Raw genomic sequence first — 12,461 nt, 5'->3', positions numbered from 1 at the left:
AAGTTAACGGTTGACAGCCCGAAGGGATTCCCGGCGGCCCCGGAAATGGTGAGCCCTAGGAGACAAGGTTCGCGGCGGCGGTGTCCATGTGTTCGAGGATGGTCTTCCGCGTCAGCCCGGCGTCACCGGTATCGATGGCATCCACGATGTCCCGGTGACGGTCAACGCTCATGTTGCTGACGCCTTTTTCCTGTCCGGCAAACATGATGGACATCCGGATGGAGCCCTCCAGCGACTCCCAGGAGTGCAGGAGCGTTTCATTGCCGGTCAGCCGGCAGAGGGTCCGGTGGAACTCCAGGTCCGACTCGATGCGTTCCTCAAGCGTGCCCCCGGCATTCGCGGCCATGGCGTCGATGGCGGCGTGCAACGACTCGGTGACGTGCTGGCGGTCCACCAATTCGCAGAGTGTCCGGGCAGCAAGGGACTCCAGAGCCGCGCGCACCGCAAAGATGTCCCGGATCTCCTTGTGGTCCAGGTGCCGCACGGACAGGCGGCCACGCGGTCCGGCGGAGAGGAGGCCCTCCTGTTCCAGCTGCCGCAAGGCTTCCCGGAGCGTGCCGCGGCTGATCTGCAGCATTTCGGACAGTTCGGTTTCCACCAAGTGCCGTCCCGGTGCCAGCTCGCCGCTGGTGATGGCGGTCCGCAACGCCGAGAGGGCCTGCTCGCGCAGGCTTTTCTTTTGCAGTCCCAGCAGCGGGGCTGTCAGTCCGGCCATGGCATCCGTCCTCAGTGTCATAAGTCGACTGTTTACAGTCGTAGTTTCGATGGTACGGCAGAAAGCGCGGCACCGGCTTTGGACCGGTGCCGCGCTTTCTGCTGGTTTGTTGACTCTCTACCCGAGTTCGGCGAGGACCTTGGCCACGATACGGTCGGTGGCGAGCCCGTACCGGTCGTGCAGGGTGGGAAGGGCGCCGGCATCGAGGAACTGGTCCGGCAGGCCGATGGGAACGACACGCTTGCCCAGGCCCGCGGTGACGACGGCGGAGGCAACGGTTTCGAACAGACCGCCCACCACGGAGTGGTTTTCCAGGGTGACGGCGAGCCTGTCCGTGTTGATCTCCTTGAGGACGGTTTCGGCGTCGAACGGCTTGATGGTGGGGGTATGCACGACGGCGACGTCCACGTTATGTGCCGCGAGGGCCTTCGCTGCCTGCAGCGCACGCATGGTCATCAGCCCGGACGAGATGAAGACGACGTCGTTGCCGCCGCGCAGCACCTTGGCCTTGCCGAGCTCGAACGTGTAGCCGTACTCGTCCAGGACGGTGGGCACATTCCCGCGGAGCAGCCGCAGGTATGTGGGGCCCTCGGACGCTGCCAGCTGCGGCACTGCCTGTTCGATGTCGATGCTGTCGCAGGGGTCCACGATGGTCAGGTTGGGCATGCCGCGGAAGATCGCCATGTCCTCGGTGGCCTGGTGGCTGGGGCCGTACCCAGTGGTGAGGCCGGGCAGGCCGCCCACGATGTTGACGTTCAGGTTCGGCTCTGCCGCGTCCAGGCACAGGAAATCGTAGGCGCGGCGGGCTGCGAACACCGAGTAGGTGGACGCGAACGGCACCAGCCCGGTTTCAGCCAGTCCCGCGGCCGCGCCGAACAGGAGTTGCTCGGCCATGCCCATCTGGAAGAACCGCTCCGGGAAAGCCTTGGCGAAGATGTGCATGTCCGTGTACTTGCCCAGGTCCGCGGTCAGGCCCACGATCTTGTCGTTCTCCTGCGCGGCCTTGACCAGGGCGTGCCCGAACGGCGCCGACGCCGTCTTCTGGCCGGGATCGGCGAACGACGCGATCATCGCCGAGGTCTTGAGCTTGGGCTTAGCGGCCGCCGTGGTGTCCGGGGCCTCCGTGGTGGTGCTCATGCTGAAGCCTTTCCTTCATATCCGGCGGTGAGCTGCTCGCGGCAGATCTGCCATTCGTTCTCTTCGATGCGCATGAAGTGCGCCTTTTCGCGGTCCTCCAGCAGCGGGACGCCGCGGCCCACTTTCGTATCGCACAGGATCACGGAAGGACGTCCGACGGCGGCGGCCTGGGCGGCTGCGTTGTCGAACGCTGCGAGCAGCGCACCGACGTCGTTCCCGTCAACCCGCTGGGTGTACCAGCCGAACGATTCCCACTTCTCCGTCACCGGCTCGGTGCGGAGTACGGTGTCCGTCTTGCCGTCGGCCTGCAGGGCGTTGATGTCCACCATGGCGGTGAGGTTGCCCAACTGGTGGTGGTGCGCACCCATGGCCGCTTCCCAGGTGGAGCCTTCGTCCAGCTCGCCGTCGGAGAGGAAGTTGAACACCCGGGCGGACGAGCCCTGGTAGCGCAGGCCCAACGCCATGCCGACGGCGATGGTCAGGCCGTGGCCCAGGGAACCGCCCGAGATCTCCATGCCGGGGGTGTACGTGGACATCCCGGACATCGGCAGCCGGGAGTCATCCGAGCCGTAGGTTTCAAGTTCCTCCACCGGGACGATGCCGGCTTCGGCAAGGGCTGCGTAGTGGCCGATCGCGTAGTGGCCGGTGGACAGCAGGAACCGGTCGCGGGCTTCCCAGTGCGGGTCCTCGGCGCGGAAGTTCAGCTGGTCCCCGTACACGGTGGCGAGCATGTCGGCAGCCCCGAGGGCCTGGCCCACGTAGCCCTGGCCTTGGACTTCGCCCATGTTGAGGGCGTGGTGCCGGATCCGGTACGCGGCGGCGCTGATTTTCTCCACCCGTTCCGGGGTCACCGCGGTCTGCAGGATCTGTTCCTGCAATGTTTGTCCCTGTGGGGTGTCCTGGACGGTATCTGTAGGCATTGCGTGCTCCGTGGTTGTTGGGTGCGCGGTCATTCAGGCGTTGATGGTGTTGGGGGTGCTTTTGGTGGCTTCTTCGGCCAGTTCGCGCTCCCGCTTGCCCCAGGTTTCCCGGGTGGCCACCGCAGCCCATAGGCCGATCAGGGCGTAGGCGCCGAAGAGCAGCGCCGGGCCCATCCAGCCGAAGCTGACAAACAACAGGGTGGTGATGAAAGGGGTGAAGCCGGAGACCATGGCCGAGATCTGGTAGGCCAGGCTGGCGCCGGAGGCCCGGGTCTTGGCCTGGAAGAGCTCCGGGAACCAGGCGCCTTGGGCGCCGGCGAGCGAGTTCTGGCAGACCGCGTAGGAAATGACGATGGTGATGATGATGGCGATGAACATTCCCGTATTGACCAGCAGGAACATCGGGATGGCGAAGAGGGCCGCGAACAGGGTGGACCAGACATACAGCGGACGCCGGCCAATGCGGTCGGTCAGCGCGGCCCAGGCCTGGGTGGCGAAGATGCCGATGGCGGAGGCGATGCACAGGGCGATGAGGGTCTGGCTCTTGTCCGCCAGGTGCTGGCTGTTGAGGTAGGAAATCATGTAGGTGATGGACACGGCGTAGCCTGCGGTCTCGGCAACGCGGAGGCCGATGCCCTTGACGATGTTGCGCCAGTCGGTCTTGATGACCTCAACGATGGGGGACTTCACGATGGCACCGCTGTCCTTGACCTCATCGAAGACCGGGGATTCCGGGACCTTGGAGCGGATGATCAGGCCCACCGCCACCAGCACGATGCTGGCAAGGAAGGGGATGCGCCAGGCCAGTTCGCCGCCGAGGTTGACGCTGAACAGGAAGGTCAGGTTGGCCAGCAGCAGGCCCACGGGGAAGCCGGCCTGGACAATGCCGGTGTACTTGCCCTTGGCCTTCCAGGGTGCGTGCTCGTAGCTCATCAGGATGGCGCCGCCCCATTCCGCTCCGAAGGCCAAACCCTGGACGATGCGGACGAAGACGAGCAGTGCAGGGGCGAGGAGCCCCACTGCGGCGTAGGTGGGCAGGAGTCCGATGGCGAACGTGGCCAGGCCCATCAGGATCAGGGAGGCCACCAAAACGGGCTTGCGCCCTACCTTGTCGCCGAGGTGGCCGCCGATGATGCCGCCCAAGGGACGGGCTGCGAAGCCGACGCCCAGGGTGGCGAAGGAAGCGAGGGTGCCGGTGACCGGATCGGTTCCGGGGAAAAACGCGGTGCCGAAGTACAGCGCAGCGGCGGTGCCGAAACCGATGAAGTCATACGTCTCGATCACAGCGCCCACACCGGAGCCAACGGCAACGCGCCTGGCGTCCTTGGTTCCGTGGACCGGACCGCGCATGGTCAGAGCATCTTTGCTCATGTTGGGTTCCCTTTCGAAAAGCGGCCTCAGGAAGTCGCCGCTGTCGACTGTTAACAAATGATATCCCCAGTGTGACCCGCATCATGCTGACTGTCAACAGTCAACTTTATGGGTTGACTGTTGACAGTTAACGAAGTTAGTGTGGTCGGCATCACTACTGCTTCGCACGAACCAAGGGATCAACGATGTTCCACTTCAGACCCGGATGCTCGTCCTTCAGAATGCGTCACCAGGGTCTAAAGACTGACTCGCGGCGCACTCCACCACGAACCGGTGCGCGGTGAGCGCGAGGACCTGGAACCCGAAGGACTGCTGGCATACCGCCCGGCAGGGGCCGGCGACAACTACAGAGCAATCGATCCACAAAAACACTTTCAAGGAGCACCAACCATGACCACCATCCAGCGCACCGCCGTCCTCACCGGAGCCACCTCGGACCGGGGCATCGGCATCACCACCGCCCGCCGCTACGCCCGTGAAGGCTGGGGCGTCGTCATCCTGGACCTCGACGGCGAAAAGTCCGCCAAGGTGGCCGCGGAAATCGGCAACGAGTTCAACGTCCCTGCCTACGGCCACGAGATCGACGTCGCCAACGAGGCCTCCGTGACCACCGCCCAGGCCGCCGTCGCCGCCGAGGTGGCCGCCGGTAACCTGCCGCCCGTCGGCGCACTGGCCAACATCGCCGGCATCACCTCGCCCGTCCCGTTCCTGGAAACCACCCTCGAGCTGTGGCACAAGATCATGGACGTCAACGCCACCGGCACCTACCTGGTGACCAAGGCATTCCTGCCGGACATGATCGGGAACGGCTGGGGCCGCATTGTGAACATGTCCTCCGTGTCCGCCCAGCGCGGCGGCGGCGTCTTCGGCAAGGTCCCTTACTCTGCAGCCAAGGCAGCCATCCTGGGCCTCACCAAGGCACTGGCCCGTGAACTCGGCACCACCGGCGTCACCGTCAACGCCATCACCCCGGGCGCGGTGGACACCAACATCCGCGTGGGCAGCACCGAAGAACAGGAAGCCGCCATCAACGCCGGCATCCCGCTGGGCCGTAACGCCAGCACCGAGGAAGTAGCTTCCGTGATCACTTTCCTGTCCTCCGAGGATTCCGCGTACCTCACCGGAACCGTGGTGGACATTAACGGCGGAAGCCACATGCACTAAGGGCCCCGCAGCCCTTTCGCCTCCTTCCGGATGCCAGAGAACCCACCATGACAAAGACCGTCAATGACCCTTCGGACTTTGCCGAGGAAGCCCTTGCGGGTTTCTGCGACATTCACGCCTTCGCCGGGCTGACCGGCCCGGACGTCGCCGACGGCGCCTTGATGGGCAATATCAAGATCCTCAGCGACTTCGAGACACGCTGAGCAGGAGGGATGCCGTGGATTCCTACCCGTATTCCGAGTGGGCCCGCCTGATCGGTGTCCCTGTGGAGGTCCGGAAGGGCCGCCGGACGGTGCGGTCCGGCGTGGTGGACAACGCCATGCCGGACTCCTCCGCCGTGTGGATTGCAGGCGACGCCAACGGCGGCCGTGCCCTGTTCACCGCCGCTGACGGCTACGAGGTGTGGATCAGCCCCCGTAAGTTGGACGGCAATCTTTGCTACAAAATGGCTGCCTCCCACCTGCCGGGTGCTCCTAGACTGGGGTGATGATCACAGTAGCCGGAAGTGTGGAAACCAAACTGTCCGCTGAGAAGGCCTTTGCCTTCCTGAGTGAGTTCGAAAACACCAGCAAGTGGGACCCCGGCACCCCTGTGATGGACAAGATCACGCCGGGGCCCGTGGCCGTGGGACATAAGTACCACGCTGAGGCCGAGTTCCGGGGGAAACGCCAGTCGCTGATTTACGAGGTCATCGAGCTGACGGGCAGCCACATCAAGCTGCGCGGGGAGAACAAGACCGTCGTCTCCTTCGATTCCATCGACGTCGCCCCCAATGGCACCGGATCCGTGGTGAAGTACACGGCAGAGTTCAGCATCAAAGGGCCGGCCAAAATCATCCAGCCGCTCCTGAAACCGCTGTTCATGCAGCTCCGCGACCCCGCATTGAAGGGCCTCCGGGACACGCTTAACTCACTGGCTGCCGCCTGACCTGGTTCCCGGCAAAAAACAGCCGGACCTCCCGCCGTGGGTCCGCTTCCAACCGGGGCGCGTCGTCGAGCATCATGGTGCGGCGCTCCTGCCCGTATTCCGGCCACGCCAGGCCGGGCTGGTCCGGGGCCCCGGTGCCGGCGAAGGCCGCCCAGGCTCCGCTCATGGTGTCACTGAGGGCCTGCGGACCCTTGCCCCGGGTCAGGTAGGCGGCGTCCGGGGATGCCAAGTGCCGGAACACGAAGGGAATTTCCAGCGTGTGGCAGGATCCCAGCTTGCCGCCCATGGCCGGGCTGCGCCAGGTGAACAGGTAGGCGAATGTCCTGCCGTGCGCAGCGCTGCGTGCTGACTGGAGCCTCGCATCAAGCAGGTTGTTGCTGGGCTGGCGGTACACCGCATCGGCAATGGCCGCCTCCAGCAGTTCCTTCCCGCGGGGCCCGTGTGCCAGCACGGCCGCCAGTGCTTCCGCGTATCCCTGCGCGCAGTCTCCCGGCAGGCCCCCTGCGGACAGGACCGCGGCGGCCCGGTCCGGGTAACCAGGGTCTTCCGGCCGGTCCGGGCGCATTTCGACGGCGAAAGACCCTTCGTTGAGGTTGGTGCCCACCAGCAGGTCCACGCCACTGTTGATCCCGTTCCGGACGGCGTCCAGTGGAGGTTCCGGCAGTGACGGGGTCCCCACTGTTGGCTGGAAGGGGAGCGGCACTGCGTAGCTTTCGGCGGCGATCCGCTCTTCGAGTTGCTGCTGGGCGGCCAGCAGGTGTTCCACCGGAAGGGTGCGCAACTCACCTGCTGACGATTCGTCCAGGCCGCAAAGCCGCAGGAAGTCAGCAGTTACGCGCGCAGACCCCTCCGGGGTGCGGAAGCGCTCCGCTGTGCCGCTTTGCATGATGGCCCGCCGGAAGAGGCCTTCCGACGCCGGCATGCCCAGCAGGGTGCCGATGGCTGCCGCGCCTGCCGATTCGCCGAACAGGGTCACGTTGTGCGGGTCGCCGCCAAACCCGGCGATGTTGTCCCGCACCCAGCGCAGCGCCTCAAGCTGGTCCAGCAGGCCGAGGTTGGACGAATCCACAAATCCCTCGCCGAGCAGGTGTGCCAGGTGGAGGAAACCGAGTGCGCCCAGCCGGTAATTGATGGCTACCACCACCGTGCCCGTCGCTGCGGCGAGCCGGGCGCCGTCGTACATCCCGTCACTGTTGGCGCCCATCAGGTAGGCGCCGCCGTGGATCCAGACCATCACCGGCCGGGCCGTCCCGCCGGTGTCCGGCGTCCAGATGTTCAGGTTCAGGCAGCCGTCCTCGCTCCAGGCCAGCGGGGTTTCGTCTGGATCACGGGCGTCCGGGTTCTGGGGCGCTGCGGGGCCGTACCCGGTGGCGTCCACCTCGCCGGTCCATTGGGGGAGGGCCACTGGCGGGCGGAAGCGCAGCTCTCCCGATGGCGGCTGGGCGTAAGGGATGCCGAGGAACCGGTGCACGGGGGCGCCGTCCACTGCCAGGGTGGCTCCGCGGAAGGTTCCGCCGATGCTGGAGGCGAGCTTCATGATTGACACCTTACGGGGTGTCCACGGGTACGCTGAGGACTACCGTTCGGCAGTGAGCGGCCATGGTGTGCCATGGCTTATCAATTATGTCCGGAGGGAATGCTTGTGGTTGACACCGGGGTTTCGGGTGGCAAGGTTTTTGCCGATGTTGCAGCCCATGTGCAGGACCTTGTCCTGCAGAGTCCTGATGTGGTCCGGCTCCTGGACAGCCTCGCCCTCTACGCGGTAGCCCGGCTGGGCAGCGTTGGCCGGGAGCTGTTCTGCGGCATCTCCGTCAGCCGCCCCAAGAAACCCACAGCAGCGGCCGCCAGCGACACCAAGGCGATGCTGCTTGACCAGCTGGAGCTCAAATACGGCCAGGGGCCCGGAGATTCCGCCATCATCAGCGCATCCACCATGCACGTCAAGGACCTGCGGGAGGAAGCGCGGTGGCCGGACTATGCCGCCGCGGCCACACACCAGGGCGCTTACTCCGTGCTGGCCATGCCGCTGCAGCTCGAGGGCGGGGACCGCGGCGTGCTGGTCCTGTACAGCGGGGAGCCCGACGCTTTCAGCGCCGATGCCGTTGCGATGGCCGAGGCGTTCACCGAACAGGCTGCCAAGGGCTTGGCCCTGACGTTGCGGATGGCGAAGCTCCAGGACGCCAAGGACGGCATGAGCGCCGCCATGCAGACGCGGACGGTCATCGACCTGGCCACCGGTGCCATCATGGCGCAGAACCGCTGCAGCCAGGACGAAGCGTTCAAGGTGCTGCGGGAAGCGTCCAACAGCAGGAACATGAAGCTGCGGGACGTCGCGTCGCTGGTGGTGTCCTCGGTAGCAGGCGGCGCGAAGACCTTCACCTACTTCGACGAATAGGGATCCTTCGGCTCCACGGGAACCACCATCAGCGGGGAGCTGCTGTACGGCGCCCTGACCACGAGGTCCGCCTCGGCGCAGCTTTCATTGACGGCCTGGGACAAAGCGTCGCGTTCCTTCCGCGGCAGTGCTCCGGATTCCAGGCTGTAATCGCGGATGTCCTGTTCGGAGGCGTCGCCGCCAAGGGCCACATAGTCGAGCCACAGGCCGCCGATGTCCAGGTTGTGCAGCCTGATGATGGCTCCGGTCAGGGCCTGCTGGTCCGCCTCATCCATTGTCCCCTCCTAGCTTTGGGAGCTGATCTCCACCGGGATTCGGAGCCGGGATGCCTGCGGATGGGTGCGGATTGGAATATTTTTCCTGTGAGATTCGGGCCGTGGATCCCGGCGCCCATCGGCTGGTGGAAGACCCCGGCAACGTCCTGGACCGCAGCCGTTACCCGGGGTGCCAACCAGGGGTGAATGCCTACGCCCGGCGGAGGGCGGGGATCCAGCAGGGTACTGCCTCGCGGTATGCCTCAAAGCCGCTGCCGAAGCGGGCTTTGAGGTCGGCCTCCTCAAGCGGCCGCACGGCATAGTTCCACACCAGCGAACCCAGGACCGCGTAGCCCACCACGAACCAGGAGTGGAGCATGAGGCCCACCGCCGCGCCCTGCACAACGCCGGCCACTGCCATCGGATTGCGTATCCAGCGGTACGGGCCGGCAACTACCAGCGTGGTGGCCATGGCGGCGGGCAACGGTGTCCCATTTCCCATGGTGGACATCGAAATGGCAGACCAGATGCCCAGCGCGCTGGCCAGGATCAGGACCACCACACCGGCGCCGCCGGCCGCTTGGGGAAAAGCAGCAGCCAGTCCCCAGCGCTGCTCGAGGTAGTCCAGGAACAGGGGAAGGATTCCCAGGAAGAAGCCCCAGAACAGGACGATCTGCCCGAACGTGGCAGCCACATGGAACCGGGCGCTCCGTTGGCGGGCGGGGCGGAACGCAAACGGGCCGCGGATAATCCACTCAACGGGAATCCGTCCCCACCAGGCCAGGCAGAGGGCAGCGATCGAGGCCGCGGCCGCGGCTGCCATGATGAGGGCTCCTGCACCCGCCTGGGTTGTGACCGTGGCGTAGGCGCCGAGTCCAATGGTGACGACGGTGGACCATGCGGCAGCGACGGCGGCAGCGGCCCGGACACCTGCTGCCGCGGCGGCGGACCCCATCACGAAAAGCGGGATGTCGAAGGCGGCAACAAGGGCGGGATCGAGGCCGCCGAGGGTGGCCGTACGTACGGTGGGAGACACCGCAACGGCGGCCCACCACAGGGCTCCGGCCAATGCCTGCAGCGCAAAATACGCCCTGCCCCACCAAGCCAATCGCGGCACGGATCCCCCCGAATCTCTCCCGGCATCCTTAGCGAATGCCGTAGGTCGCCTTGCGGGCCGCAAGCGGATCCCGGAGCTTTCCAGTGAATGAAAGCCGTGGCCCGGGGATGGGGTGCGGCGGCGCAAGACTTGTTCCTGAGACTACCCGTCGATCCGGGAGCAGGGACTCCGCCGGTGCTCCCGGATGCGTGCATACCGGCGCGTGGCCACGCCGGCGCCCGCCCGCACAAGCGCCAGGACAAAACCGGCGCCCGGCCCAGTGAAAGGACCATGATGGACATGATTCCGGTTAAACCCCGGTGCAGGGTCATCATCGACAATGACTGGGCAGGTGACCCGGACGGGCTGGTGGGGCTGGCGCATCACGCGCTGTCCCCGGCCAACCGGATCGTTGCTGTCACGTCGTCATTGACGAATCCCATGTTTGGGCCGCCGCAAGGCCGGGCCGTTGCCGGGGCGGATGTGGCGGCGGACCTGCTGCGGGTCCTCAAGCTGCCGGAACCGTCAACCGTCCAGGCCGGACCCGATGCCCCCTTCACGGGACAACCGCGGGAATCGGCAGCGGCCCGGGCCATCGTCGCCGCCGCTGCCGAACCGGCCGCGGGAGGCCTTCCGTTGGTCCTGGTCTGCGCAGGTCCCCTGACGAATGTTGCCGATGCACTCCTGCTGGAGCCGGCCACCGCGTCTTCGTTCACGCTTGCGTGGGTGGGCGGAGCCGAGGTCAACGACGACGAATACAACTACTTCACCGATCCCGCCGCTGCCGACTTCGTGCTGGGCAACCAGGACCTTGCCGTGTGGCAGTTCCCGGCCGAAACGTACCGGCAAATTGTTGCCCCGGTGGCGGAGCTGGACCAGCTGTTCCGCACAGCCGGAGCCGCCGGCGCCTGGCTGTGGGAGCTTTTCCACGGCCTGGACGTGCCGGACTTCGTGAAGTTCGGGCCGCTGTGGTGCCTGGGGGACAGCGCCCCTTTGGTGGTGACAGGGCTCGACGACGTCACCTCCACGTTCACGGAGGCTGGCACCCAGCCCGTGCGCCGCACCTACACCTCCGTGGATACCAGGCTGATCATGGCCGATTTCGCCGCCAAGCTGCGGCTGCAGGCGTAGCTGCGCTGAAAAGGAATGGCCCGGATTTCCTTGGGAAATCCGGGCCATTCGCCGTGATCAGGCGGGCTGGGCCACCTGGGATGCCTGCTCCCGGGCAAAACTGCCCAGCCAGTGGGCGCTCTCCTTGGGGGTGCGCTCCTGGGTGCTGCGGTCCACAGCGATCAGTCCGAACTTGGGCCGGTACCCGAAGATCCACTCGAAGTTGTCGAATGCGGTCCACGCAATGTACCCGCGCACGTCGATGCCGTCCGCGATGCAGGAGGCAACGCAGTCGACCGCTGCCTTAAGGTAGGCAACCCGCTGCGTGTCGTCCTCCGTGGCCAGGCCGTTCTCGGTGACCATCACCGGAACGCCGGCAACGCGGGCGGCTTCACGGACGGTGGCTTCAAGGGCCTGCGGGTAGATTTCCTCACCCATCTGGTTGGTTTCCGCGCCGTCTGGCGCGGGCGCATGGCCTTCGGGGCCGTAGACCGTGCGGCCGTATGTCTGGATGCCCACGAAGTCGTCGCCCCGGGAAGCCTCGAGGAAGCGTTCGTTGACGTCGCGGCGCACCTTGTCTGCAATTTCTTCGCCGCCGGGGATGGCCTGGATGTCGGAGTTGGCGAGCGTCCAGCCCACCTGGAGCTCCGGCCGGTGTGCCTTGATCGCGGCGGTGGCGGCCTTGTGCGCGGCCAGCTTCACGGCGAACCCGGCCTCAGTGGAGCAGAACTGGAACGGGGCGACGGTGCTTGCGTCCACGCCCAGGCGCTGCGCTGCGGCAGCCCAGATGGGTACGGAGCCGCGGTTTGCCGGAGCTTCCCCGCCAATGCCGAAGGACTCCAGGAGCCAGGGCAGGTTGGGTTCGTTCAACGTGCACGCGACGCCGATGAGGTGGCCCAGGTGTGCCATGGCACGGTCGCAGTACCGGGCGAACAGCTCAGCCGTGCGGGCACCTTCCCAGCCGCCGGACTGCAGCAGCCACAGTGGAGACGTGAAGTGGTGGAACGTCACCACAGGGGTGAGGCCGTGCTCAACGCAGGCCTCCAGGACGCGCTTGTAGTGGTCCAGCGCGGCCACGGAGAACTGGCCTTCGGCCGGCTCGATCCGCGCCCACTCCAGGGAGAAGCGGTAGCTGCTGAAGCCCAGGCCGGCAATCAGGGCAATGTCCTCGCGGTAGCGGTGGTAGTGGTCCACGGCGTCCCCGGACGGCTCCGCGAAGATCGTCCCGGGCAGCTGCTCCAGGAACCAGGTATCGCTGTTGACGTTGTTGCCTTCCACCTGGTGGCCGGCGGTGGCCACGCCCCAAAGGAAGTCCTGCGGAAACGGGTTGGTCATGTGGTTCCTCTCGTGATCGGGGCCGGCCAGGCGGCAC

The 12,461-nt window shown here is 66.1% G+C and carries 13 protein-coding genes and 1 pseudogene; 6 read left to right on the top strand and 8 right to left on the bottom strand.

Features of this window, described 5'->3' with window-relative positions:
* Nucleotides 1–55 precede the first annotated feature (55 nt).
* The 4 genes from QE394_RS07790 to QE394_RS07775 all read right to left on the bottom strand — a co-directional run bounded on the left by QE394_RS07790 (nucleotide 56) and on the right by QE394_RS07775 (nucleotide 4,143).
* Nucleotides 56–715, bottom strand: a complete 660-nt coding sequence (locus QE394_RS07790) for a GntR family transcriptional regulator (protein ID WP_091717542.1) — start codon at nucleotides 713–715, stop codon at nucleotides 56–58.
* Between the two features lie 117 nt (nucleotides 716–832).
* Nucleotides 833–1,852: a transketolase C-terminal domain-containing protein gene (locus QE394_RS07785; RefSeq protein WP_091717544.1), complete on the bottom strand. Its 1,020-nt coding sequence runs from the start codon at nucleotides 1,850–1,852 to the stop codon at nucleotides 833–835.
* On the bottom strand, nucleotides 1,849–2,772 hold the full coding sequence (locus QE394_RS07780; protein WP_056082728.1) for a transketolase: 924 nt from the start codon (nucleotides 2,770–2,772) through the stop codon (nucleotides 1,849–1,851). Before QE394_RS07780 ends, QE394_RS07785 begins: the two co-directional genes overlap by 4 nt.
* A 33-nt stretch (nucleotides 2,773–2,805) precedes the next feature.
* A complete protein-coding gene (locus QE394_RS07775; RefSeq protein ID WP_056082723.1) occupies nucleotides 2,806–4,143 on the bottom strand; it encodes an MFS transporter in 1,338 nt (445 codons plus the stop codon).
* A gap of 390 nt (nucleotides 4,144–4,533) precedes the next feature.
* Between QE394_RS07775 and QE394_RS07770 the strand changes: the two genes are divergently transcribed.
* The 4 genes and pseudogenes from QE394_RS07770 to QE394_RS07755 all read left to right on the top strand — a co-directional run bounded on the left by QE394_RS07770 (nucleotide 4,534) and on the right by QE394_RS07755 (nucleotide 6,234).
* Complete coding sequence (locus QE394_RS07770; protein ID WP_056082719.1) at nucleotides 4,534–5,307, top strand: SDR family NAD(P)-dependent oxidoreductase; 774 nt, start codon at nucleotides 4,534–4,536, stop codon at nucleotides 5,305–5,307.
* Between the two features lie 47 nt (nucleotides 5,308–5,354).
* Nucleotides 5,355–5,480: pseudogene (locus tag QE394_RS07765) on the top strand (dihydroxyacetone kinase subunit DhaK); the annotation flags it as partial.
* Between the two features lie 44 nt (nucleotides 5,481–5,524).
* Nucleotides 5,525–5,794 (top strand): hypothetical protein, encoded by a 270-nt coding sequence (locus tag QE394_RS07760; RefSeq protein WP_056082715.1) that lies wholly within the window; start codon nucleotides 5,525–5,527, stop codon nucleotides 5,792–5,794.
* On the top strand, nucleotides 5,794–6,234 hold the full coding sequence (locus tag QE394_RS07755; RefSeq protein WP_056083177.1) for an SRPBCC family protein: 441 nt from the start codon (nucleotides 5,794–5,796) through the stop codon (nucleotides 6,232–6,234). Before QE394_RS07760 ends, QE394_RS07755 begins: the two co-directional genes overlap by 1 nt.
* Here the strand turns inward: QE394_RS07755 and QE394_RS07750 are convergent.
* A complete protein-coding gene (locus QE394_RS07750; RefSeq protein ID WP_349034213.1) occupies nucleotides 6,212–7,771 on the bottom strand; it encodes a carboxylesterase/lipase family protein in 1,560 nt (519 codons plus the stop codon). The genes QE394_RS07755 and QE394_RS07750 overlap by 23 nt on opposite strands.
* Before the next feature lie 105 nt (nucleotides 7,772–7,876).
* Here QE394_RS07750 and QE394_RS07745 point away from each other — a divergent pair, with 105 nt between their 5' ends.
* A complete protein-coding gene (locus tag QE394_RS07745) occupies nucleotides 7,877–8,629 on the top strand; it encodes a GAF and ANTAR domain-containing protein (protein WP_349034212.1) in 753 nt (250 codons plus the stop codon).
* On the opposite strand, the gene QE394_RS07740 is transcribed toward QE394_RS07745, so the two are convergent.
* Both QE394_RS07740 and QE394_RS07735 read right to left on the bottom strand, forming a co-directional pair.
* A complete protein-coding gene (locus QE394_RS07740) occupies nucleotides 8,614–8,904 on the bottom strand; it encodes a hypothetical protein (RefSeq protein WP_349034211.1) in 291 nt (96 codons plus the stop codon). The genes QE394_RS07745 and QE394_RS07740 overlap by 16 nt on opposite strands.
* A gap of 190 nt (nucleotides 8,905–9,094) precedes the next feature.
* Nucleotides 9,095–10,000 (bottom strand): isoprenylcysteine carboxylmethyltransferase family protein, encoded by a 906-nt coding sequence (locus QE394_RS07735; protein ID WP_349034210.1) that lies wholly within the window; start codon nucleotides 9,998–10,000, stop codon nucleotides 9,095–9,097.
* A gap of 279 nt (nucleotides 10,001–10,279) precedes the next feature.
* On the opposite strand from QE394_RS07735, the gene QE394_RS07730 reads away from it, so the two are divergent.
* Nucleotides 10,280–11,110, top strand: a complete 831-nt coding sequence (locus QE394_RS07730; RefSeq protein ID WP_235501559.1) for a nucleoside hydrolase — start codon at nucleotides 10,280–10,282, stop codon at nucleotides 11,108–11,110.
* A gap of 57 nt (nucleotides 11,111–11,167) precedes the next feature.
* Here the strand turns inward: QE394_RS07730 and QE394_RS07725 are convergent, their stop codons facing one another.
* Nucleotides 11,168–12,424 carry a family 1 glycosylhydrolase gene (locus tag QE394_RS07725; protein ID WP_056082704.1) on the bottom strand — a complete coding sequence of 419 codons (1,257 nt, stop codon included), beginning with the start codon at nucleotides 12,422–12,424 and terminating at the stop codon, nucleotides 11,168–11,170.
* Nucleotides 12,425–12,461 lie beyond the last annotated feature (37 nt).

The organism is Pseudarthrobacter sp. SORGH_AS 212, from assembly GCF_030818145.1.
Classification (GTDB): domain Bacteria; phylum Actinomycetota; class Actinomycetes; order Actinomycetales; family Micrococcaceae; genus Arthrobacter.
This window is presented reverse-complemented; position numbering and strand designations above follow the sequence as displayed.

Bases quoted from the DNA above. Each gene is read 5' to 3' on its own strand.
- QE394_RS07730 (WP_235501559.1), top strand. From the start codon at position 10,280: ATGATTCCGGTTAAACCCCGGTGCAGGGTCATCATCGACAATGACTGG.
- QE394_RS07780 (WP_056082728.1), bottom strand. From the start codon at position 2,772: ATGCCTACAGATACCGTCCAGGACACCCCACAGGGACAAACATTGCAG.
- QE394_RS07785 (WP_091717544.1), bottom strand. From the start codon at position 1,852: ATGAGCACCACCACGGAGGCCCCGGACACCACGGCGGCCGCTAAGCCC.
- QE394_RS07755 (WP_056083177.1), top strand. From the start codon at position 5,794: ATGATCACAGTAGCCGGAAGTGTGGAAACCAAACTGTCCGCTGAGAAG.
- QE394_RS07790 (WP_091717542.1), bottom strand. From the start codon at position 715: ATGGCCGGACTGACAGCCCCGCTGCTGGGACTGCAAAAGAAAAGCCTG.
- QE394_RS07725 (WP_056082704.1), bottom strand. From the start codon at position 12,424: ATGACCAACCCGTTTCCGCAGGACTTCCTTTGGGGCGTGGCCACCGCC.
- QE394_RS07770 (WP_056082719.1), top strand. From the start codon at position 4,534: ATGACCACCATCCAGCGCACCGCCGTCCTCACCGGAGCCACCTCGGAC.
- QE394_RS07775 (WP_056082723.1), bottom strand. From the start codon at position 4,143: ATGAGCAAAGATGCTCTGACCATGCGCGGTCCGGTCCACGGAACCAAG.
- QE394_RS07740 (WP_349034211.1), bottom strand. From the start codon at position 8,904: ATGGATGAGGCGGACCAGCAGGCCCTGACCGGAGCCATCATCAGGCTG.
- QE394_RS07750 (WP_349034213.1), bottom strand. From the start codon at position 7,771: ATGAAGCTCGCCTCCAGCATCGGCGGAACCTTCCGCGGAGCCACCCTG.